This window comes from Bacillus sp. SRL337, assembly GCF_984799155.1.
Genome location: NZ_OZ481793.1, coordinates 1,466,553 through 1,487,412 on the forward strand (window position 1 = coordinate 1,466,553; position 20,860 = coordinate 1,487,412).

The 20,860-nt window shown below is 40.2% G+C and carries 20 protein-coding genes; 16 read left to right on the plus strand and 4 right to left on the minus strand.

Annotated elements, in window-relative coordinates; all coding sequences use genetic code 11:
* Positions 1-278 precede the first annotated feature (278 nt).
* From AC4E8A_RS07185 to AC4E8A_RS07200, 4 genes are all read left to right on the plus strand, one after another.
* Positions 279-527 carry a hypothetical protein gene (locus tag AC4E8A_RS07185; protein WP_490197657.1) on the plus strand — a complete coding sequence of 83 codons (249 nt, stop codon included), beginning with the start codon at positions 279-281 and terminating at the stop codon, positions 525-527.
* Positions 528-1,034: 507 nt separating this feature from the next.
* The gene (locus AC4E8A_RS07190) at positions 1,035-1,301 is read left to right on the plus strand and encodes a phosphocarrier protein HPr (protein WP_006836389.1); all 267 of its coding nucleotides are present in this window, start codon (positions 1,035-1,037) and stop codon (positions 1,299-1,301) included.
* On the plus strand, positions 1,301-3,019 hold the full coding sequence (gene ptsP, locus AC4E8A_RS07195) for a phosphoenolpyruvate--protein phosphotransferase (protein WP_490197659.1): 1,719 nt from the start codon (positions 1,301-1,303) through the stop codon (positions 3,017-3,019). The genes AC4E8A_RS07190 and ptsP overlap by 1 nt, the downstream gene beginning before the upstream one ends.
* A gap of 401 nt (positions 3,020-3,420) precedes the next feature.
* Positions 3,421-4,323, plus strand: a complete 903-nt coding sequence (locus AC4E8A_RS07200) for an NAD(P)-dependent oxidoreductase (RefSeq protein ID WP_490197660.1) — start codon at positions 3,421-3,423, stop codon at positions 4,321-4,323.
* Positions 4,324-4,369: 46 nt separating this feature from the next.
* On the opposite strand, the gene AC4E8A_RS07205 is transcribed toward AC4E8A_RS07200, so the two are convergent.
* On the minus strand, positions 4,370-5,542 hold the full coding sequence (locus tag AC4E8A_RS07205) for an aminotransferase A (protein WP_490197661.1): 1,173 nt from the start codon (positions 5,540-5,542) through the stop codon (positions 4,370-4,372).
* 144 nt (positions 5,543-5,686) lie between these two features.
* On the opposite strand from AC4E8A_RS07205, the gene corA reads away from it, so the two are divergent.
* The gene (gene corA, locus AC4E8A_RS07210; protein WP_490197662.1) at positions 5,687-6,682 is read left to right on the plus strand and encodes a magnesium/cobalt transporter CorA; all 996 of its coding nucleotides are present in this window, start codon (positions 5,687-5,689) and stop codon (positions 6,680-6,682) included.
* A 133-nt stretch (positions 6,683-6,815) separates the two neighbouring features.
* A complete protein-coding gene (locus AC4E8A_RS07215; RefSeq protein WP_490197663.1) occupies positions 6,816-7,721 on the plus strand; it encodes a chemotaxis protein in 906 nt (301 codons plus the stop codon).
* Positions 7,722-7,805: 84 nt separating this feature from the next.
* Here AC4E8A_RS07215 and AC4E8A_RS07220 read toward each other — a convergent pair whose 3' ends face one another.
* Entirely contained in the window at positions 7,806-8,270 is a 465-nt protein-coding gene (locus AC4E8A_RS07220) for a YkyB family protein (protein ID WP_490197664.1), read from the minus strand.
* A gap of 281 nt (positions 8,271-8,551) precedes the next feature.
* Between AC4E8A_RS07220 and AC4E8A_RS07225 the strand changes: the two genes are divergently transcribed.
* From AC4E8A_RS07225 to AC4E8A_RS07255, 7 genes are all read left to right on the plus strand, one after another.
* A complete protein-coding gene (locus tag AC4E8A_RS07225; RefSeq protein ID WP_490197666.1) occupies positions 8,552-10,084 on the plus strand; it encodes a Ppx/GppA phosphatase family protein in 1,533 nt (510 codons plus the stop codon).
* 94 nt (positions 10,085-10,178) lie between these two features.
* Complete coding sequence (locus AC4E8A_RS07230) at positions 10,179-12,272, plus strand: RNA degradosome polyphosphate kinase (RefSeq protein ID WP_490197667.1); 2,094 nt, start codon at positions 10,179-10,181, stop codon at positions 12,270-12,272.
* A 163-nt stretch (positions 12,273-12,435) separates the two neighbouring features.
* Positions 12,436-12,651, plus strand: coding sequence for a hypothetical protein (locus AC4E8A_RS07235; RefSeq protein ID WP_490197669.1), 216 nt, complete (start codon positions 12,436-12,438; stop codon positions 12,649-12,651).
* 174 nt (positions 12,652-12,825) lie between these two features.
* The gene (gene fadH / locus AC4E8A_RS07240; RefSeq protein ID WP_490197670.1) at positions 12,826-13,584 is read left to right on the plus strand and encodes a 2,4-dienoyl-CoA reductase; all 759 of its coding nucleotides are present in this window, start codon (positions 12,826-12,828) and stop codon (positions 13,582-13,584) included.
* A gap of 128 nt (positions 13,585-13,712) precedes the next feature.
* The gene (locus AC4E8A_RS07245; RefSeq protein ID WP_490197672.1) at positions 13,713-14,933 is read left to right on the plus strand and encodes an EAL domain-containing protein; all 1,221 of its coding nucleotides are present in this window, start codon (positions 13,713-13,715) and stop codon (positions 14,931-14,933) included.
* 63 nt (positions 14,934-14,996) lie between these two features.
* Positions 14,997-15,239, plus strand: a complete 243-nt coding sequence (locus tag AC4E8A_RS07250) for a hypothetical protein (protein ID WP_490197673.1) — start codon at positions 14,997-14,999, stop codon at positions 15,237-15,239.
* Positions 15,240-15,713: 474 nt separating this feature from the next.
* Positions 15,714-16,373, plus strand: coding sequence for a DUF3993 domain-containing protein (locus tag AC4E8A_RS07255; protein ID WP_490197674.1), 660 nt, complete (start codon positions 15,714-15,716; stop codon positions 16,371-16,373).
* Positions 16,374-16,377: 4 nt separating this feature from the next.
* Here AC4E8A_RS07255 and AC4E8A_RS07260 read toward each other — a convergent pair whose 3' ends face one another.
* Positions 16,378-16,650, minus strand: a complete 273-nt coding sequence (locus AC4E8A_RS07260) for a glutaredoxin family protein (RefSeq protein WP_490197675.1) — start codon at positions 16,648-16,650, stop codon at positions 16,378-16,380.
* A 3-nt stretch (positions 16,651-16,653) separates the two neighbouring features.
* Positions 16,654-17,601 carry an MBL fold metallo-hydrolase gene (locus tag AC4E8A_RS07265; protein WP_490197676.1) on the minus strand — a complete coding sequence of 316 codons (948 nt, stop codon included), beginning with the start codon at positions 17,599-17,601 and terminating at the stop codon, positions 16,654-16,656.
* 288 nt (positions 17,602-17,889) lie between these two features.
* Between AC4E8A_RS07265 and AC4E8A_RS07270 the strand changes: the two genes are divergently transcribed.
* The 3 genes from AC4E8A_RS07270 (at position 17,890) to AC4E8A_RS07280 (ending at position 20,659) form a co-directional block, all read left to right on the plus strand.
* Positions 17,890-18,147, plus strand: a complete 258-nt coding sequence (locus AC4E8A_RS07270) for a YkuJ family protein (protein WP_490197678.1) — start codon at positions 17,890-17,892, stop codon at positions 18,145-18,147.
* A 505-nt stretch (positions 18,148-18,652) separates the two neighbouring features.
* Positions 18,653-19,093, plus strand: coding sequence for a cyclic-di-AMP-binding protein CbpB (gene cbpB / locus AC4E8A_RS07275; protein ID WP_490197680.1), 441 nt, complete (start codon positions 18,653-18,655; stop codon positions 19,091-19,093).
* Positions 19,094-19,162: 69 nt separating this feature from the next.
* A complete protein-coding gene (locus AC4E8A_RS07280) occupies positions 19,163-20,659 on the plus strand; it encodes an MDR family MFS transporter (RefSeq protein ID WP_490197681.1) in 1,497 nt (498 codons plus the stop codon).
* Positions 20,660-20,860: the final 201 nt, after the last annotated feature.

Consider the following 20,860-nt stretch of genomic DNA (forward strand, 5'->3'; position numbering starts at 1 on the left):
GCTAGTGGGATTTTCCTTCCAGCAAATGACGATTGGACAATTCTATCAGGGGTTAGCTCTCTCTCGGCAATAGAGTATCAAATAGCCAACCTTCTTGGTATGAGAAGTTGCTGCCTTATCATCAGTACCTTGTTCATAAAGTGGGGATACGAACCTTTTTCACCAAAGACAGCAGTATAAGGGCAATTTCCTTTTCCTTTTTCTATCGGTTCTATTCTTTTAAAAAGCGGCATAGGATTTAGTAGACAGATTGATAGAAAGGGGCGGGGAAAGTGAACATGGAAGTGGAACAAGCATTGAAGGTGAAAAGCATTGCATTGGATATCATTGAAGAATTATTGCAGGATGAGGTCCACTACAGGGAACAAGATTTAAAAAATGCAGCAGAGTTACTGGCCAGGTGTGTATGTGACTTGGTCAATGTGTACGCTGGAATCACCGAAGTCCATGGAACTGCATTACAAGGGACCATCGCCAAAACAAAGGTCAGTTACAACGCCATTCTAACCAGTAAGCAAAGGGTATAGAAATTCATCCGTTAGCTTCTTAAAGAAAGAAATTACCCGGGGGCTATAACAGTCTTATATAAATTTACTGGGGACGGAATCTATTTTGAGTTCGTCCTCTTTTTCCTTGATTTATTACAGACTTTCAATTCGCCATATGCTTCACGGAATCAAGTGCTTCTTGTGTAAATCTTTATCAGATATACATTTTATTTTTCATGTTTCAAACGTTTAATTACAATAGAGAAGGGAAATCTAAGAGGGAACTGTGATGGCAGGCAGCTGCAAATGGTTTCGATATATCCTAGTAGAAAGTTGTAAATAATGCCTGAAATTGGTCATAAGATGTCTAATTCATGAAAATAATAAAAATATCATGCTTTACAATTGTTAAACTTTGATTTGCATGCTATTCTTTTAAATTGAAAAGGCTTATATCCATTTTATACTTTAGCCAATGAATACGGACTGATTCTTCATCCGGATTAAAAAGCTGAAAATAAACATATGTTAAGGAGAAGATTATTTATGGCACAAAAGCAATTTACAGTAACAGCTGATACAGGTATCCACGCTCGTCCAGCAACACTTCTTGTTCAAACAGCAAGCAAATTTGATTCTGAAGTTCATCTTCAGTACAAAGAAAAGAAAGTTAACCTGAAATCAATCATGGGTGTAATGTCTCTAGGTGTAGGTAAAGGTGCAGATATCACAATCATCACTGAAGGAAGCGATGAAGAAGAAGCATTGAACAGCCTTGAAGAAACACTGAAAAAAGAAGGACTAGCAGAGTAATGTCAAGCATGCTTAAAGGAATAGCAGCTTCGAATGGCATTGCCATTGCAAAAGCCTATCTTCTTGTTGAACCCGATCTTTCTGTAGAAAGAAAGGAAGCAGGAGATACAGAGGAAGAGGTAAACCGTTTTAGAGAGGCACTTGCGACTTCAAAGTCTGAACTGGAAACGATCAGGGGAAAAGCCAATGAAGATCTGGGTGCAGATAAAGCGGCGATTTTTGATGCCCATTTACTTGTACTGAGTGATCCTGAATTGATTACACCTATTGAAGACAAAATCACAAACGAAAAAGTGAACGCCGAAGCCTCCCTTAAAGACACCGCAGATATGTTTGTTTCCATGTTCGAGAGCATGGATAATGAGTATATGAGAGAACGTGCAGCGGATATCCGTGATGTAACGAAACGTGTACTCGCACATCTTCTCGGTGTTCAGGTATCGAATCCGAGCATGATCACGGAAGAAGTCATCATCATTGCAGAAGATTTGACTCCTTCAGACACGGCTCAGCTAAACAGGGAATACGTTAAAGGCTTCACTACTGATATTGGCGGACGGACTTCGCACTCAGCCATTATGGCGCGGTCCATGGAGATTCCTGCTGTTGTCGGTACAAAAGAAGTCACTTCCACAATCAAAAACGGTGACCTTGTTATCGTTGATGGATTGAATGGTGAAGTACATATCAATCCAACACAAGAAGTGGTTGAACATTATAAAAAAGAACATGAACAATATGAGAAGCAAAAAGCCGAATGGGCAAAATTAGTCAATGAAAAGACAGTATCTGCAGACGGTACTCATGTTGAACTTGCGGCTAATATCGGGACACCAAAAGATTTGGAAGGTGTTGTCAATAATGGCGGTGAAGGCGTAGGGTTGTATCGTACCGAGTTTCTTTACATGGGAAGAAACGAACTTCCGAGCGAAGAGGAGCAATTTGAAGCCTATAAGGCTGTTCTTGAAGGAATGGGGGACAAGCCTGTAGTAGTAAGGACTTTGGATATCGGTGGAGACAAGGAACTTCCATATCTCGACCTTCCAAAAGAAATGAATCCTTTCCTTGGATATCGAGCGATTCGACTTTGTCTTGATGAACAGAGTATTTTCCGCACTCAACTAAGAGCATTGTTGAGAGCAAGCAGCTTTGGAAACTTAAAAATCATGTTCCCGATGATTTCCAATCTAAATGAATTCAGAGAAGCTAAGTCCATTTTAGAAGATGAGAAATCAAAATTGGTTAAAGCGGGCGAAAATGTCGCTGACTCAATAGAACTTGGTATCATGGTGGAGATTCCGTCAACAGCTGTCATGGCAGATGTGTTCGCAAAAGAGGTTGATTTCTTTTCAATTGGAACGAACGACCTTATCCAATATACAATGGCGGCAGACCGGATGAATGAACGCGTATCTTATTTGTACCAGCCATACAACCCGGCGATTCTTCGTTTGGTCAAAATGGTTATTGACGCTGCGCATAAAGAAGGCAAATGGGCCGGCATGTGCGGAGAAATGGCTGGAGACGAAATTGCGATCCCTATCCTGCTTGGACTGGGTCTTGATGAGTTCTCAATGAGTGCTACTTCCATCCTGAAGGCCCGCTCTCAAATTCGGAATCTGAATAAATCAGACATGGAAACTCTTGCCCAAGAAGTGCTGGAGCTCGATACGAATGAAAGTGTAATCGAAGCTGTCAAAAAAGCAGTGAATGAATAAGAGTAAAAAAAGATTTTAAGGGTGAAATGAGGATATATAAAGTACTACATCACCAGTGGACTACACAGCCTTTTCATTCTCATTTTCCCCTTATTAACCAGGTGTTCTAGCACCTGGTTTTCTTTTTGTCAGCCATAAATCATTATAAAACATGTAAGCGCTTTTTTAAAGGGTTGATGAAAAAATATTTCTAAAAACAGGTTTACTTCCTGCATATCAGGGTATTCTAATAACAAGCATAAAGTTGGAGATTCTCTTTTTACAACCCCCTTTTCCTTAGGACCTGTTTTACAGGTCCTTTTTTTATGCCCGCAAGAGTTTGTCATTTAGACCGAGTCTTTTGAATGTCATTAACAGGAATAATTTATTATAATTACGATAAAAACCGGGGGAGGAAGAAGATGAATAATCAAACATTGAAAGCAGGATTTATCGGCACTGGAGTAATGGGAAAAAGTATGTCTTTGCATCTTATGGAAAAGTACAGAAATCTTTATGTCTATACAAGGACGAAAGAGAAGGCGCAAGAACTTCTTGAAAAGGGAGCGCAATGGAGCTCATCACCTGGAGAACTTGCATCCTCCGTTGATATCCTGTTCACTATAGTAGGATATCCCCAGGATGTAGAAGAAATCTATTTTGGGGAAAAGGGTATTCTGAAAAATGGGAAAAGCGGCCTGATTGCAGTGGATATGACCACTTCCAAGCCGAGCTTAGCCAGGGAAATCCACAGGACAGCAAAGACGCTTGATATACATACGCTGGACGCACCGGTTTCCGGAGGTGACACCGGAGCAAGAAATGGTACACTTTCTATCATGGTCGGCGGTGATGCCGACATATTTAAGAGAGCGCTGCCTTTCATGCAGACATTTGGTGAGAACATACGCTATCAGGGTGAAGCTGGATCTGGCCAGCATACGAAAATGGCCAATCAAATTGCGATAGCTACGAATATGATTGGTGTCTGTGAAGCTCTTGTGTATGCCAAAAGAGCAGGACTGGAAGTGGAAGAAGTATTGAAGTCCATTTCAGGAGGTGCTGCAGGAAGCTGGTCCATGTCAAATCTTGCACCAAGGATGTTAGATGGAAATTTTGAGCCTGGATTCTTTGTTAAGCATTTTATTAAGGATTTGGGTATTGCACTTGAAGAAGCAGAGAATATGAATTTGATCCTGCCTGGTTTGTCGCTGGCAAAAGAAATGTATGACGAATTGCGATCGCAAGGTTCAGAAAATGATGGAACGCAGGCACTGATCAAATTATGGGACGATGGAAGAACATACACCAATAATGGTGTATAACGAGAAAAAGGACCCATAGCGGTCCTTTTTCCCGTCAAAGCGGCAATCATCCAGTGGAGGTCTTTGAGTCCAGGTCATTAACGAAAGATTGGATCCTATCCATACCCTTCTGCAGTTCTTCCATGGAGCACGCATATGAAAGCCTGAAGAAGCCTTCGCCTGCAATTGAGAAACTGCTGCCAGGGACAACCCCTGTCTTATATTGCTGAGCAAGTGTAAGAGCGAAAGTGAATGAATCTTGCTTGAAATCTTCCGGGATTTTAACAAAGAAGTAGAAAGCCCCGTCGGGGAGAATTACATTAAACCCCATTTTTTTTAACCTCTCTGAAACAAAGTCTCTTCTGGCTTTATATTCATCCCTCATTTCATCAGCATCATTGATGCCGTTCGTCAATGCTTCTACAGCCGCTTTTTGAGAGATGGAAGATGCACAGGAAACATTGTACTGATGAACTTTCAATAGGTGTTTAGCAATGTTTTCGGGAGCAAAGACCATTCCTATTCTCCATCCAGTCATGGAATGTGATTTTGATAATCCATTGATCACAATCGTCTGCTCTTTCAAGTAGGAGGCGATTGAGACATGTTTTCTGTCATATGTCAGCTCGCTGTATATTTCATCTGCCAGGATGAATATATTTCTTCCCCTTACAAGTTCGGCGATGTCCTCCAGCTCTTTGGGTGACAGACTGACACCGGTCGGATTTGAAGGGTACGGCAGGATTATGCATTTTGTGTTGTTTGTTATGTATTCTTTTAATATTCCGGCATCCAGCTTGAATCCATTTGAGACCGTATCGGCCATGACCGGTGAAGCCCCGCATAATCTAATGATTGGTTCGTAACCTGGATATACGGGACCTGGAAGGATGACCTCATCTCCATTATTTAATATCGTCCTTAAAGCTGAGTCGATTCCTTGTGAAGCTCCGTTCGTTATGATTACTTCGGTAGCTGGATCAAATGAGACATTATATTTTCTTTTGTAAAATTCAGAAGCAGCTTCCCTAAGCTGTACAAATCCTGCATTTGGAGTGTAGTTCGTATAACCTTCATCGATGGCTATTTTGGCAGCCTTTTTGACATGGGGCGGCGTAGGGAAATCCGGCTGGCCAAGTGTGAGGGACACCATATCTTCTATATCCGCGACCATATTGAAGAATCTCCGGATACCTGAAATTTCAATCTGCTGGACTTGTTGATTAATTAAATGTTCCATATTAACACCTTCTCTTTCTAACTTGCTTCATATTCTACCATGAGATGAGTGTTAAAACGATAGTAAAGATTAGCCCGCCCGAATATTGGGTAAGGATATAAGTGGCAAGGGAGCAATATCATAAAAGGACCAGGGAGTTAAACTATGATAAGAACCATGATGATAAACAAGAATGGGGAAGTAAAACGTGACCTTCCCGTTGAAGAGGTAAATAGAGACGAGGTTAAGTGGTTTTGGGTAGACTTTGCTCAGCCGAATGAAGATGAAGTACAAATGCTGAGGGGTTTTTTCGACTTTCATCCGCTGGCGGTCGAAGATTGTTTGGAAGATTTTAGTGAAAGGCCGAAATTGGATTTCTATGAGAACTACTTTTTCCTTCTGCTGCATACGATTCACCCTGCTACACTCGATTTCCATGAGGTCAATATGTTTGTGAGCGACCAGTTCATCGTTACATTCCATAAACAGCCTGTAAAAGTTGTTGATTCTATTTGGCGTAAAAATGATGTAGTGAAAGGGGAAAAATATACTACATATAATATAATGCATGAAATCATCGATGGTCTTGTCGATGACTTCTTCCCTCTTGTCTATAAAATCGAAGACAGGCTGAATCAAGTAGAGGACGTCTTGGAAAATTCCAGCACTACGATCATGCTGGAGAGGCTGTTTGATATCAGACATGATATGTCAAAGCTGAGAAGGTCCCTGATCCCAATGAGGGACTTGATGTACAGGATTTTGAATTCTGGAAAACTCCATTTTCTAAAGGAACATCATCTTTATTATAATGATGTGTATGATCACTTGCTTAAACTTGTTGAAATGCTGGAATCCTACAGGGAGTTCTCATCTGATATCAGGGACAATTATCTGTCCGTCAATTCAGATAAAATGAACAATATCATGATGACATTGACCGTAATAACAACCATATTCATGCCGCTCACATTCATTGCCGGTCTTTATGGAATGAATTTTTCCTATATGCCCGAACTTGATGAAAGGAATGCATATTTCATTGTCCTGGCTGTCATGGGTATCATCGCACTTGGAATGTTTGCATTCTTTGTTAAGATCGGCTGGCTTCATTTTGGAATAAGAAAAAAGAAGAAACGCAGGAAAATAAGATTGAAATAACTGCAAATCCCTTATCAAATCGGAAATTTGCAGGTATAGCAGGAATGAACTGAAAAGTGAGCCCTTCAGAATGACTTGGAGATGCCGATATAAATGGTAGATCTAATATGGTTAAGAGGAAGGATGCTGAAAAGTGGTAGAAGACAAAGGAATCCTGCTAGAATCAGGTACGAATGAACTGGAGATTGTCGAATTTGAAGCAGGGACAAATAAGTATGGGATAAATGTCATTAAAGTAAAGGAAATTATACAGCCTCAGCCTGTAACGGCTATCCCCCATGCGCATCCTTTTATGGAAGGAATCATTCAGTTACGAGGGGAAGTCCTGCCGGTTATCGACATAAGGAAAGTTCTGGGGATACCTGATTACAAAAAAGACAGCCAAGATAAATACATAGTTACCGAATTCAACCAGCAAAAAGTTGTATTTCATGTAGATACTGTTACACAGATTCATCGTATCTCCTGGGATCAAATTGAAAAGCCGTCAAATATGTATCAGGGATCTGATTCAAAAGTGATCGGCGTTATCAAAAAAGGCGAAGACATGATTCTCATGCTCGATTTCGAGAGTATAATGACAGAGATAAATCCTGATGCCGGCATCAAAGTGGATGAAGTGAAAAAGTTAGGAAACAGGACACGGTCGGACAAAAGGATCGTTGCTGCCGAAGATTCCCCCCTGCTTAGGAAACTGTTGAATGATACGTTGTCGGAAGCGGGTTATGAAAATGTGGAATTTTTCGAAAACGGCAAAGATGCATATGATTATCTGATCTCTCAGGTTTCCTCGAAAGATATTGGAAAATCTGATGTCAGCCTTGTCATTACCGATATCGAAATGCCTCAGATGGATGGACACCATTTAACCAAAAGAATCAAAGAAGATTCAAGGTTGAAAAACATACCCGTTATCATCTTCTCTTCTCTCATAACAGATGATTTGAAACATAAAGGAGAAAGAGTTGGCGCTGAGGATCAGATAAGCAAGCCGCAAATCAATGAACTCGTCATGAAAATCGACAAATATATTCTATAGGATTAAGACTGGCATCCCTGCATAAAAAAGAAGCAAAGCTGTTAAAAGATAACTTGTCTCAGCTTTGCTTCTTTGCTGTATAAATTAGAAACTGTCGCCCAGCTTTTTGAAAACGGGCTTTTGAAATTTACGTCCGCAGGATTGATGAGAAGATTCCATCTTTTCCTTCATGCCTGTATATCTTTCCAGTATCACTTTCGCTTCGTTCAGGCTCATCCTGCATTTTGGATTTCTTATTGAATTATTGAGTGAACCCAGATGAGGAAGGTTTTCAAAGTCTGTTTTTGCAGGAGGAATATGAAAAGTGTACACTCCGCAATCCACCAAAACATCAGACTGCTGTTGACTGAAACGCGGGTTGTTGGAAAAATGCAAGCCTACTTTTGTCGCTTTTCCTTCTTCAATCATCTTTTGCAACGCTTGTTTTTTCAAAGAATATAGATATTTTGGATTGATAGCGGTTTTGGCGTGGCGGTTCACCGTGAAAACAGCTTGTGAGAGGTTTTTAATTGTAGCAGATTGAGGGGTTGAATCATGAGAATTCCTCAAATTTTTGACTCCTTCCTTTTATAGATTATGTTTGATTCTATTATACCTTTTTTTCCTAGGTTTGGAAAGTTCCAAACTGAACCTCATTTACTTCCAATAATCTATTCCCGCATACATATGTATATAACCTTATCACGAAATCAGGTGAACTTTAAGGTTAATATCACCTCTGAGCAGGGAAATATAAAGATAAAGGGTGTTCTTTGTTGAGGGAATAGTCGGAACAGACCTTCCTTAAAGATAGAAACTCTTAACCCATTACTTTAATTAGGATGATCTTAATGACAAATAAGAGTGCAATCATTGATATAGGCTCAAACACCATTCGGCTTGTCATCTACAAGTATGAAAACGAAGGCCGGTATAAAGAGATTGAAAACGTAAAGGCTGCAGCAAGGTTGAGGACATATTTAGGTGACGATATGAAGTTGGCTGTCAAGGGTATTGATAAACTAGTGGAAATCCTGAACAGCTTTAAGGAAATTTTAGACTTTCATGAATGTCCTGCTGCCAGGTGTGTTGCAACTGCAACGATCAGGCAAGCAGAAAATAAGGAAGGAATCCTTAAGGTCATCAAGAGGGAAACGGGTATGGATATCGAAATATTATCTGAAGAACAAGAGGCATACTATGGTTTCCTTGCTGTAATATCAACAACTCCGGCAGATACTGCGTTGACAATAGATATTGGCGGGGGAAGTACGGAACTAACGTTTTTTGAAAATAGAAAATTGATACATTCTCACAGCTATCCCTTTGGGGTGGTTTCCTTAAAACAAAAATTCATTCAGGGTGACTCAATTACAGAAGAAGAAAGAAACAGGCTGATAGACTTCCTCTTGAATGAATTTTCTAAACTGCCTTGGCTGAAAAACAAAAACGTACCGATAATTGGTGTTGGGGGAAGTGCAAGGAACATTGCCCAGATTGACCAGCAGCAAAGAGAGTACAAGTTAGCAGATGTCCATCAATATGTTCTTTCAGGAGGAACGATTTCTTCCATTCGTGACCAGTTGTTTCCTCTGAATTATAAAGAAATTGAAAAAGTAGAAGGCCTGTCAAAGGACAGGGCGGATATCATACTGCCTGCAGTGGAAGTGTTTAATCAGCTGTTTGCCTATTCAGCTGCAACCTATTTCATGATCAGCCGTAAAGGTTTGAGGGAAGGGCTGATTATTGAAATGGTAAATAAAATCAGCCAAGCGGAAATGACAAGGGATTCTGTTATCCGGATGAGTCTAAATGAATTATGTCATGAATTCGATATCAATGAACTCCATTCAAAACAGATGGTGTTCATGGCTTCAGAGTTATCCCGCAGGCTATCTGAGTTGGGGTTCTGGGAACTCACCGATGAAGAGTTGAACATGATTCAATATAGTGCGGCTTTATACTATCTTGGCGAGTATATCGATTCTGATTCAAGCAGCCAGCATACCTTTTATATATTGGCGAATCGGCCGGTCAATGGCTTCTTCCATAAAGAGAGAGTAAGGATGGCGTCCATTGCCTCATTTAAAAACAAAGCGGCTTTAAAGCAATATCTTGATCCGTTTCTTGGATGGTTTACTAAAGAGGAAATACAGAAGTCAAGGGAAATGGGTGCAATGCTTAAATTGGTGTACAGCTTGAATGCTACCAAAAGAAATATTATTCAAAGCATTGAAGTTGAAAGACAAGCTGATTTACTGGCCATTTCAATATGTTGTAAAGGTGATTACCTTGCTGAACAGTACCAGGCAGAGAAACAAAAACGACATTTAGAAAAAGCAATCAAAACAGAAATGCATTTAATCTTTAAAAGAATAGATTGATACAAACTTTTGACATTGTCTTAACAATACGAGGCTTAGTTTCAATAGGCTTGAAACGCAGGAGATAACTTCTTATGAGAGGAGGAGAGACTAAATGAAGGCTGTACGGTTTGACTCGTCTCGATATTATAACAACAGGGAATTAAGCTGGCTTGCTTTTAATGAAAGAGTCCTGGAAGAAGCACTGGATTATCAAAATCCGCTTCTGGAACGGATGAAATTCCTGGCTATTTTCAGTTCCAATCTTGATGAGTTTTTTATGGTTAGGGTAGCAGGGCTAAAAGATCAAGTTAAGGCAAATTATTTTAAACCTGAAAATAAAGCAGGGTTGACTCCCAAACAACAATTAGAGGAAATCTCCATCAAAAATCATGAACTTGTTGATCTTCAGGATGAAACCTTCAATCATTTAATTATCCCTCAATTGAATGAAGAGGATATTCATTTGCTGGATGTAAAAGATTTGAACGAGGAACAGCTGACTTTTTTGGAAATCTTCTTTGAGGAGCAGATTTTTCCGGTATTGACACCGCTGGCAGTGGATGCGTACCGCCCGTTTCCCATGCTTTTGAACAAAAGTCTGAACCTTGTTGTGATTATGGAAAATTCGGAACCAGAAGAAGAGAAAGAGAAAGTGGCACTTGTCCAGGTGCCCTCTGTTTTGGATAGAGTCATTTCCTTACCTTGTAAGGAAGGGGAAGAAAGGTTCATACTTTTGGAGAATGTCATCATTCATTTTATTGATAAAGTGTTCAAGGGATATAATGTCAGTTCAGCCAGTGCCTTTCGAATTACCAGGAATGCAGATATGACCATACATGAAGAAGGTGCAAGGGATTTGCTGCTTGAAATAGAAAAGGAGTTGCAGAAAAGGAAATGGGGAGCGGCTGTCCGCTTAGAGGTTCAGGAGGGAAAAGTGAATGAAAAAGTTCTCGATTATCTGCTTAGTGAGCTTGAAATTCATAACAAAGATGTATATAAGATAAAGGGTCCACTTGATCTTACGTTTTTGTTTGGTTTTATAAGCCACATTAAGAAGAAACGTGAAAATCTATCGTTTGAAGTCTTCATACCTCAACCTCCACGGGATTTGCGATCTGATGAAGATTTGTTTGAAAAAGCATTCCATGAAGACTTGTTTTTTCATCATCCCTATGAATCTTTCGAGCCCATTGTTGATTTTGTTTCAGTCGCGGCCGATGACCCCAATGTCCTTGCCATCAAACAGACACTCTACAGAGTAAGCGGGGATTCACCAGTCATTGAAGCACTGAAGAGGGCAGCTGAAAATCGAAAACAAGTAACCGTCCTTGTGGAGCTTAAAGCAAGATTTGACGAGGAAAATAATGTGCAATGGGCTAAAGAATTGGAAAAGGCAGGCTGTCACGTTATTTATGGAATGAACAACCTAAAAACCCACAGCAAGATTACCCTTGTCGTAAGAAAGACACATGGCAGGATTGACCGTTTTGTCCACTTAGGCACCGGAAATTATAATGATCAGACTGCCAAGCTGTATACAGACATGGGGATGATTACATCGAAGAGAAAATTCGGGATTGATGCAACCAATTTCTTTAATTACCTTAGCGGTTACACTGAAAAGCCTGAGTTTCATCACTTAGTGGTCGCTCCTTTTGACATAAGGGATGAGTTTATCAGGTTGATCGATCAGGAAATCGTTTCACACGCGGCCAATGGGAATGGCAGGATCGTCGCCAAAATGAATTCACTGACGGATAAAGAGTTAATAATGAAAATGTATGAAGCATCCTCAGCCGGGGTAAAGATCGATCTCATCATAAGGGGGATTTGCTGCCTTCGCCCAGGTATCAAAGGTGTCAGTGAAAATATCCAGGTGATCAGTATTGTAGGTAGGTTCCTGGAGCACAGCCGCATCTATTATTTCCATCAGAATGGAGAGGGGAAAATGTATTTATCTTCTGCTGATATGATGACAAGAAATATGGTTAAGCGGGTAGAAATTTTATTTCCTATATACAAAGGCAGCATTAAAAGAAGACTTCTAGATATCCTTGATCTTACATGGAGGGATAATATGAAGGCGAGAAAGCAGGATTCAGAAGGGAATTACCATTATGTACAGAGGAAAAAGGGAGATCGTCCGATAAACAGCCAGTTGGAATTAAAAAGAGAAGTGAGTGAGCATTTGATTCTTGAAAAATAGATTTTTCTATAGTCAGAAGGTGTAATGTTTTGGAGTCATATACTCTGTCATACTGTTAGCCTGGAAATCTATAAGTTGACAATGGCCAGTGGATAATTTACTTTTATTGTAATGGTGCATAGCATTGCTTGGCCCAGAGTTTAACAGCAAAGGAGTATGTTTTATGACGAAACAAGAACATATGGAAATGATCATTCTGCCGACCGATCAGGGTGAAGTCAAGGTGTTCGTGAATGGTTTTAAGCCATTTGGATCTTGGGGACAAGTAGTTGTACAACTAAATGATCTAACAGTCAATTCAAAAGGATACAACCGCAAGAAAACAATAATCCGGACATTGACCCAGCTTCATCAAATGCTTGTCAATAATCAGGAATAAGGAACTACTATTGTTTTTTTAATATAAACAAAGCTGCCAGTCGTTTTTTGGAAAACGATTGGCTTTTTTTGATTCAAAAAGAGGTTGGTTGTTTTCTTTATGGCTGAATTGTTATATAATTCTGACACACACAAAAATGAGTGACTATTCATTCATTGATATGGAGGGGAAGAAATGAAAACCGTTATTGTGACTGGCGGATCAAATGGAATGGGGAAGTTCATGGCAAAGCATTTCCTGGATAAAGGATGCAATGTGGTCATAACTGGAAGGGATCAGGAGCGCCTGCAAGGGGTTAAAGAGGAGTTCTCATCACTATCGGGATCCCTGGGAACCTTTCAAATGGATGTAAGGGACCCTGATCATTCAACAAAGATGATTCAATTCGCAGTTGATAAATTTGGCAGCATCGATACTTTGATTAACAATGCTGCTGGGAATTTCATTGTTCCAGCTGAAAAACTTTCGCCGAATGGCTGGAAATCCGTTATAGATATTGTGTTAAATGGCACATTTTTCTGTTCCCATGCTGCTGCAAATCATTGGATTAATACAGGAACCAAGGGGAATATCATCAATATGGTTGCTACATATGCCTGGAATGCAGGTGCAGGAGTAGCACATTCAGCTGCTGCAAAAGCGGGGGTGCTGTCACTTACAAGAACGTTGGCAGTAGAATGGGGACATAAATATGGTATCCGGACCAATGCAATCGCACCTGGGCCGATTGAAAGAACCGGGGGAGCCGAGAAACTGTGGGAATCGGAAGAAGCGGCCAAAAGGACAATCGACAGCGTGCCTTTAAAGCGTTTGGGAACACCAGAAGAAATTGCCGGCCTCGCCTACTTTCTATCATCTGAGGATGCCTCATACATAAACGGGGAGTGTGTCACAATGGATGGAGGGCAGTGGCTGAATCGTTTTCCATTTTAACAATCTCATCCGTTTTATCCAGTCTGGTTTTCAGGCTGGATTTTTTTTGCTTTATAGAAAATTCACGTCAAAGTTGCCTCGGGATATGATATACTCAATAATATTTTATCATTGGGAAGTGGTTGATAATGGATCCATTGGAAATCATGTCAAATATCGAACGGTCTTTTCCTTATTTTCAACCTGTGTTCAGTGCAGATGAACATACGATCATGGGTTATGAAATATTGGGAAGGTATCAGGGTGAGAATGGCGTGGTCAGTTTAGGGCCTTTTTTTCTAGATGGGGATATACCTGACGAATACCGCCTTGAGGTAGACAATTACATATTGTCAAAAGCTCTGGAAAAATCTCTGAATGAGAACGTTTCTGCATGGTTTTTCATTAACAGGGATGCAAACTTACTGATGATGGACGAAGGTGATTCACTGCTTGAATTACTACTGCGTTTTTGCAGCAAAGGGTTGAGGATGGATCAAATAGTCCTAGAGATTTCAGAGAAGGAATTCAGGGGGGATTTTGAACAATTATTCCACCTAATTCAATATTACAAGACATATGGCATCAAGATAGCCATTGATAATATCGGCGGAGACAGCGATCAGTGGGAACGGCTGGCGAAAGTGAGTCCGGATATTTTAAAGGTGGATCTCCAGCATTTGCGTAAGGATGCAGGTAACACTGCATTTCATAATATCCTGTACAGCCTTTCAATGCTGGCAAGGAAAATAGGTTCGACCCTTCTGTTTGAAAATATAGAATTGGATTACCAGCTCCACTTTGCCTGGAAAAATGGAGGCCGGTATTATCAAGGATTCTATTTGAATAAACCTTCACGTGATTTTTTGAGTAAGGATCTCTTAAAAGAAACATTAAAGACCAAATGCCAGGAATATATTGAACATGAAAAAAGGCATTTAAAAGCAGTATATAATCTCACTCAACTGCTTCAGAAAGAAATCAATGATCAAATTAATGAGCTGAAAAAACAAGCAGTAGATTTAGACAGCCTGCTAGTATGCCTTGCGAAAAATGTGGAAGATAAATTCTTTCGTTTATATATTTGTGATGAGAACGGATTTCAATTGACAGATAACTTGGTAAGAAGAAGGGGTAAATGGGAAGCTTCCCCTCATTTTAAAGGTAAGAACTGGAGTTGGCGTCCCTACTTTCTAGAGAACATCATGAGGATGCAGAATAAAAATGCTGGACTTTTATCTGATTCCTATAGTGATATCGAAACAGGCGAAACCATAAGGACGTTTTCGTATCCGCTTGGAGAAGACCAATATTTATTTATGGATCTATCATATGAATTCCTATATGAACAGGATGGGATTCTATACTAAGGCTGGAATAGTTAAAGCTGTATCGGGAACATTAACCTTAAAAGGCATTTAAGGGGTGGTGTAATGAGCAGCTTTATCTTAATCCTCATGTTAATATGTGCAGTGATTCTTGCTTTTTCTTTGATATATACCTTCAAGGTCGCAAAGCAGCAAAAATCCTTGAAGAATGAATTGGACACGGATTTGCCTGAAAAGGTCCAGGAACACCCATACACCCGGAATCCAATTTTCCTGTCGTTCTTAATTGCTGCTGTCCTGGTAATTTTATTTATCATCTATAAAGCCATTGACTTATATAAGGTATAGAACTTTCTATGGCATGCCGAAAGAAGTAAGATAACCGTTATGCAGGACGAAATCATATGATTTCGTCCTCTTCATTTTGGTTTGCAAACTAAAACGTGACCGATTCCTCCTTCCTGTAGGTATCAACTCACTCTGCTTGTTGTATGTACTATAACTACTTCAGAGACAGTCCAAACCGCCATAGATGACCGGTGCCATTCCGATTCTTAGTTCAAAACCTTTCCTCAAAGTTACCCTTACTGCAGCGAAGGACAGATCACTTGGTAGAGTGCCTTTAAGCTTGACTTTCAAAAATGGTAATTTATTCTTATGTACTTTTTATGTTTTACAAATATCCATAAAAGGGAACAGAATTAATGAAAATGATAAATGAATGTGTCTGCTTTTGTTAGTTAAAAACGAACGATTTACATACTATCGACAAGCAAGGATTGCTACAATGGAAAAGAAATCCAAAAAGGGAGAAGGGACGACATGAAGAACAAAATGAAGAAATTAACAGCAGTACTGATCTCAGCCATCTTTTTCGTACAAATCATTCAGCCGGCTAATGCCTTGGACAAGGGGTCATTATTTGATAGAGTGAAAACAGCATTTGAAAAGCAGATTTCATTGAGTGAAGAACCAAGAACAATGGAAGAAGTTACTGCCCTTTTAAGTACTCATTTTACTGATGAATTCAAGAAAAAGTTTGTTGTGGAGAACGTTATTGAAACAGAAGAAGGATTCCAAACTTTCGGTTCGGATTTTGCGCCATACTACATTCCGAACTTTTCATATACTGATGAAACAAAGGCAGTCAAAAAAGGGGATTCTGTATATTTAATTGAGTATTTTACTTATGAAGACGGACCTGTATATTTCGAGGACAGCTATCAAGGAGTAAAATTGACCAAAAATGATGGGGAACTGAAGATCGACGAAGTTCTGTATACACTTCCTGAAGAACTGGATGGTGAATGGATTAGTGAGACTGCATCTCCTGTCATGAATGATCAAGCGAAGAATATCCAGGGTATGGAATCGGCAGAAGGGGAGAGTAAAAGCAGTCCCCTTTCATCTCGATACCTGAATAAACTATCTTTTATCTTTAGCGGGTATTTCGTTTCCGAGAGACAAGATCATTTACTATAACCATTCAGTGTTTGACACATTCTCGTGTCATTTTTTTGTTTAAATGTAATGCTTCCGGCAGTTTTGAGAGGTCAGTGCTGTAGAATACTTGATCCCCGATAAGTACTACAGGCGTGGACATGGCCTTATACTTTTCTATGAGTTCTCTCCTTGCATTGTGGTCTTTCTTTACATCTTTTTCGGTAAATGGAATGGAATGGCTGGTCAGCAGATTCTTAACAAACGAACATGGAGGACATTCAGGCTGTGAATATACAGTGATATTAAATTTCTTCAATCTTTACACTTCCTTCATCGTGCAGTTTTTCCTAATATAGTCGAGTAATCCCATTGCTGAAACGTTCATATCTAATTCAAGAAGACGAAGAAAGTCTTCGTTATCTGCAAACTGTTTATTTGAATCGATCACCGCTTTCTTTAATGCACTTGTTAATGCAGGAAGCTGGTTCTCTGCTTCAAATTTTCTTGATATATCAAACGCAGTCTCAGTAAATATTTTCAGCCATTTCCCGACTTCTGTCAAAGCTTTTGCTGGTTCTTCAGAAATGCCGAAGTGGCCAAAATAGATTCTCTCCAAGTCAAGCCTGCTGAGTAATTCAAGAGACTGCTCCATTTCTTCAGGGTTAAACTGGTTTGGAGAAGTAGAAGGCAAATAAAGTGATTCGCCATCCAGGGTGTAAGCATAATTGATCCCGGCTGTGTCCCCTGTGAAAATTCCTTTGGTTTTTTTATCATAAATGCTGAAGTGATGGCGTGAATGACCGGGAGTATCATAAAAGGTCAAACTCGAATCGGGACCAATTTGTAATCTGTCATTGTGTTTCTTGATTCTCACCCTGTCTTCAGGGACCGGGACAATTGGGTGAAACAGCCTGTCGAATTGTTCACCATACACCTGTCTGGCACCAGCTTCGAGCCTCTCAGGATGGATTAGATGACGTGCCCCTTTTTCATGAACTATTATGGACGCATTCGGGCATTTTTCTAAGAATAAACCTGCTCCTCCTGCATGATCAAGATGGATATGGGTGACAATGATATTTTTGATCTGATCAAGGGGGATGTTCAATTCTGCCAATCCTTTTAGAAGGTGCGGAATGGAGGGGCCGGCAGATGTTTCAATGATTGTCACATCTTCTTCTTTGATGACATATGCCCCCGTCCTGAAGGGTTCGTTTAGGTCGAGTAAATCAATTAGGGAAATTCTGCCTTCACGATTAAGAATCATCTTTTTGTCTCCTTTAACAGAAAGGCGGGCTATGTTCATCCCTGATTACCTCTCATGAAAATAGTAATATCATTCATAATTATATACATTGGAGAATAAGAAACAAAAAATTCTGTTTTTTACTTGAGAAGGAAAATTGATGGTGTTATGGTTAAAGGTGTGATAGAGTTGAATGTGTTTTCAATTAGGTCCTTTAAAGATGTGGATTATCCAGTTATCAAAAAGGATAGAAAAAAGGCATAATGCGAAAGATAAGAAAGAATGAAGTGATGAAAGGAGAGACGGTCAATGTCTCAGCTTCTGGGAATCATTCAGCGTTTAAAATCATTGCAGGATGGTACAGATACAGGTGAAACTCAACAAAGGTTTTTTGAAGTGAATGGAAAGAAATTATGTCAGGTGAAGTATTTTTCGAATACCGATACTTTCGAATTAGAAGTTTACACTGATGATAAGAAAGCCAACAAATATCCGTTCGATGATATTGATATTACGGCTATTGAAATCTTTGAACTGCTTCAAGAAGAGAAAGAAAATACACAGTAACAGGGCCATGCCAGCTTATTTTCAAGATGGACAGCCCTGTGAGCAAAAGGAGAAAGTGATTACAGAGGTGTAATTGCTTTCTTTTTTTGTTTTGGAATCAGTCGTCTGGTTGTGGGATAATAACGTTGATTTCTATTCATAGGAAATTCGATCAGTTAAAGAGTAAGCTTCTTGCCAACTCTCCAGATGGCTGTTGTAGGTGAGACAAGGCGGTTTCCGCTGTGTTCTGGGGAAGTCTGGTGACTGCAGCACTTGAGCAGTTTGTTAATTACAGAGGGCTGTTTCCGCGTAGCTTGTGACTCTTGATTATCAGGTTTTTGATGAATTTATGGCATATCTTTTGAAGTTTTTTATAAACCAAAATTTAAGAAAAGAGCCAACGAAGAAAGTAAGCGGTTTCTCGAAACCCGCTGATCAGACGGAAATGTGTTACAATAATAAGCGATTTCAATTATTTCATTCAGCCATCCAAAGATTCTTTTATTTCGAGAGTGAGGGGTTCAATATGTTTTCTTTACATAAAAAGGATTTTTTAGAAGCGAATATTGCAGACTTTATCATCCCGTCGGAAAAGGTAGCTCATGTACAAAAAACGAATACGCTGGAGCACGCACTTCTTGTTTTGACAAAAAGCGGATACTCCTCCATCCCGGTGCTTGACCCACAATTCCGCCTGCAGGGATTGATAAGTTCAAGTATGATTACTGACTCAATTCTGGGCTTGGAGCATATTGAATTTGATAAACTTGATCAAAAGAAAGTCGAGGAAGTCATGGAAGCAGGATTTCCGACAATTTCTCTTAAAACCCAATTCAAGAAAGCGCTGGAGCTCTTGATTGACCGTCCATTTTTGTGTGTAGTGGATGAAGAAGGTTTTTTTGAAGGGATCATGACAAGAAGAGTTATCCTTAAACACCTGAACCGTAACTTGCATAATGTTGAATGATCTTCTGGGCTCCCTGATTGGGGGCTCTTATTACGTAAAGCGTAAAACATTCAGGAGAGGAGAGTTCACATGACGAAGACAGATGGCGGCCAGATTGGACAGGCTCCGAAAAGGAGCAAGAGACCCTTGGTGCTTGCTGCAGTCATGCTGGCCATGTTTATGGGGGCTATCGAAGCGACAATCGTATCTACAGCCATGCCGGCCATTGTAGGCGATCTTGGAGGGTTTTCATTATATAGCTGGGTGTTTTCTGCCTATTTATTAATGAATGCAGTTACGGTTCTGATATACGGAAAACTGTCGGATTTATTCGGGAGGAAGCCTATCATTACATTCGGCATCATCATCTTTATGGCTGGTTCCGTCCTCTGCGGGTTTTCACAGTCGATGGAGCAATTGATTATTTTCAGGCTTATCCAAGGTTTTGGTGCTGGTGCTGTCATGCCCATCGCTACTACGATTGTCGGGGATATTTATACAAAAGAAGAACGGGCAAAGATTCAGGGATACTTGTCCTCTGTGTGGGGAATATCAGCGATTAGCGGCCCGGCAATCGGCGGCCTGCTTGTTGAATATGTAAGCTGGCACTATGTATTTTGGATCAATTTGCCTCTTGGTGTGTTATCCATTGCAGCCCTTTGGATGTTCCTTCATGAAGACGTCAAGAAAGAGAAGCATAAGATTGATTATCCGGGCGCCGTTTTACTTACTGTCTCCATTTCGACTTTGATGTTTATCCTGGTGGAGGGCGGAGTCCATATCCCTTGGCATTCACCAATGGCCATAGGTTTATTGGCAGCTGCTCTTGTTTTCTTTGTATTATTTGTCTTTCAGGAAAGAAAAGCTTCTGAACCAATGATGCCATTTGGGATTTGGAAGGAACGCTCTATATTTATAGCCAATATTGTTTCCTTGACTACTGGTGTGATGTTGATCGGTATCTCGAGTTTCCTTCCGGCATTTGTTCAGGGAGTGATGGAAAGAAGTCCTACAGTGGCGGGCTTCACGTTAACAACCATGTCAATAGGGTGGCCGATAGCAGCCACAATTGCCGGAAAGCTGCTCTTGAAAATAGGCTACTACAGAACCTCCCTGATGGGTGGCATCTCATTGATCATCGGAAGCATCTTTTTTGTCACCATGGGAGCTGATTCAGGTCCTGTCTGGGCAGCTGCAGGTTCATTCTTTGTGGGTGCAGGTATGGGCTTAACGTCAACTTCATTTATTGTATCCATTCAGAGTACCGTTGAGTGGAAGGAGAGGGGAATTGCCACAGCAGCTAATATGTTTATGCGAAATCTGGGGAGCACGCTGGGTGCCGCGTTGCTTGGTGGCATTCTCAATAGTTCAATTAAGCAGTATTTAGAGAATAAAGACCACACAAAAGCTGATATTGATGTCGTGAACTTGCTCCTGGACGAAGAGAAAAGGGCATCTCTTAGCGCATCGTTGAGAGAAACCCTTCAGTCTGGCCTGACCTTCTCATTGCATTGGGTATATTCTGGAGTACTTTTCTTTGCCCTCCTCAGCCTGGTGTTGATCTTGTTACTTCCGAAGAAGACCTGAAGAAAAGGCATTTTCACTTCTTCAAGTCTTAAGAATAAGTGCTTAAGGGCAGGCCGTGAACTAAAAAGCAGAAGATTCCCGTTCAGCTGGGAACGAATTAAGAAGGCTTCTGCATGAGATAAAGAAAACACAATGTAAGATGGGGAGTTGGTGTTCATTTCCTTTTTTGAGGGGAAATCCATGGAATACAGGGGAAAAATC

Coding starts and splice junctions, on each gene's coding strand:
- AC4E8A_RS07185 (WP_490197657.1), top strand. CDS start 279: ATGGAAGTGGAACAAGCATTGAAGGTGAAAAGCATTGCATTGGATATC.
- corA (WP_490197662.1), top strand. CDS start 5,687: ATGATAAGAACCATGATGATAAACAAGAATGGGGAAGTAAAACGTGAC.
- AC4E8A_RS07230 (WP_490197667.1), top strand. CDS start 10,179: ATGAAGGCTGTACGGTTTGACTCGTCTCGATATTATAACAACAGGGAA.
- AC4E8A_RS07190 (WP_006836389.1), top strand. CDS start 1,035: ATGGCACAAAAGCAATTTACAGTAACAGCTGATACAGGTATCCACGCT.
- AC4E8A_RS07235 (WP_490197669.1), top strand. CDS start 12,436: ATGACGAAACAAGAACATATGGAAATGATCATTCTGCCGACCGATCAG.
- fadH (WP_490197670.1), top strand. CDS start 12,826: ATGAAAACCGTTATTGTGACTGGCGGATCAAATGGAATGGGGAAGTTC.
- AC4E8A_RS07265 (WP_490197676.1), bottom strand. CDS start 17,601: ATGATTCTTAATCGTGAAGGCAGAATTTCCCTAATTGATTTACTCGAC.
- AC4E8A_RS07255 (WP_490197674.1), top strand. CDS start 15,714: ATGAAGAACAAAATGAAGAAATTAACAGCAGTACTGATCTCAGCCATC.
- AC4E8A_RS07270 (WP_490197678.1), top strand. CDS start 17,890: ATGTCTCAGCTTCTGGGAATCATTCAGCGTTTAAAATCATTGCAGGAT.
- AC4E8A_RS07245 (WP_490197672.1), top strand. CDS start 13,713: ATGGATCCATTGGAAATCATGTCAAATATCGAACGGTCTTTTCCTTAT.
- AC4E8A_RS07280 (WP_490197681.1), top strand. CDS start 19,163: ATGACGAAGACAGATGGCGGCCAGATTGGACAGGCTCCGAAAAGGAGC.
- AC4E8A_RS07200 (WP_490197660.1), top strand. CDS start 3,421: ATGAATAATCAAACATTGAAAGCAGGATTTATCGGCACTGGAGTAATG.
- ptsP (WP_490197659.1), top strand. CDS start 1,301: ATGTCAAGCATGCTTAAAGGAATAGCAGCTTCGAATGGCATTGCCATT.
- AC4E8A_RS07250 (WP_490197673.1), top strand. CDS start 14,997: ATGAGCAGCTTTATCTTAATCCTCATGTTAATATGTGCAGTGATTCTT.
- AC4E8A_RS07225 (WP_490197666.1), top strand. CDS start 8,552: ATGACAAATAAGAGTGCAATCATTGATATAGGCTCAAACACCATTCGG.
- AC4E8A_RS07205 (WP_490197661.1), bottom strand. CDS start 5,542: ATGGAACATTTAATTAATCAACAAGTCCAGCAGATTGAAATTTCAGGT.
- cbpB (WP_490197680.1), top strand. CDS start 18,653: ATGTTTTCTTTACATAAAAAGGATTTTTTAGAAGCGAATATTGCAGAC.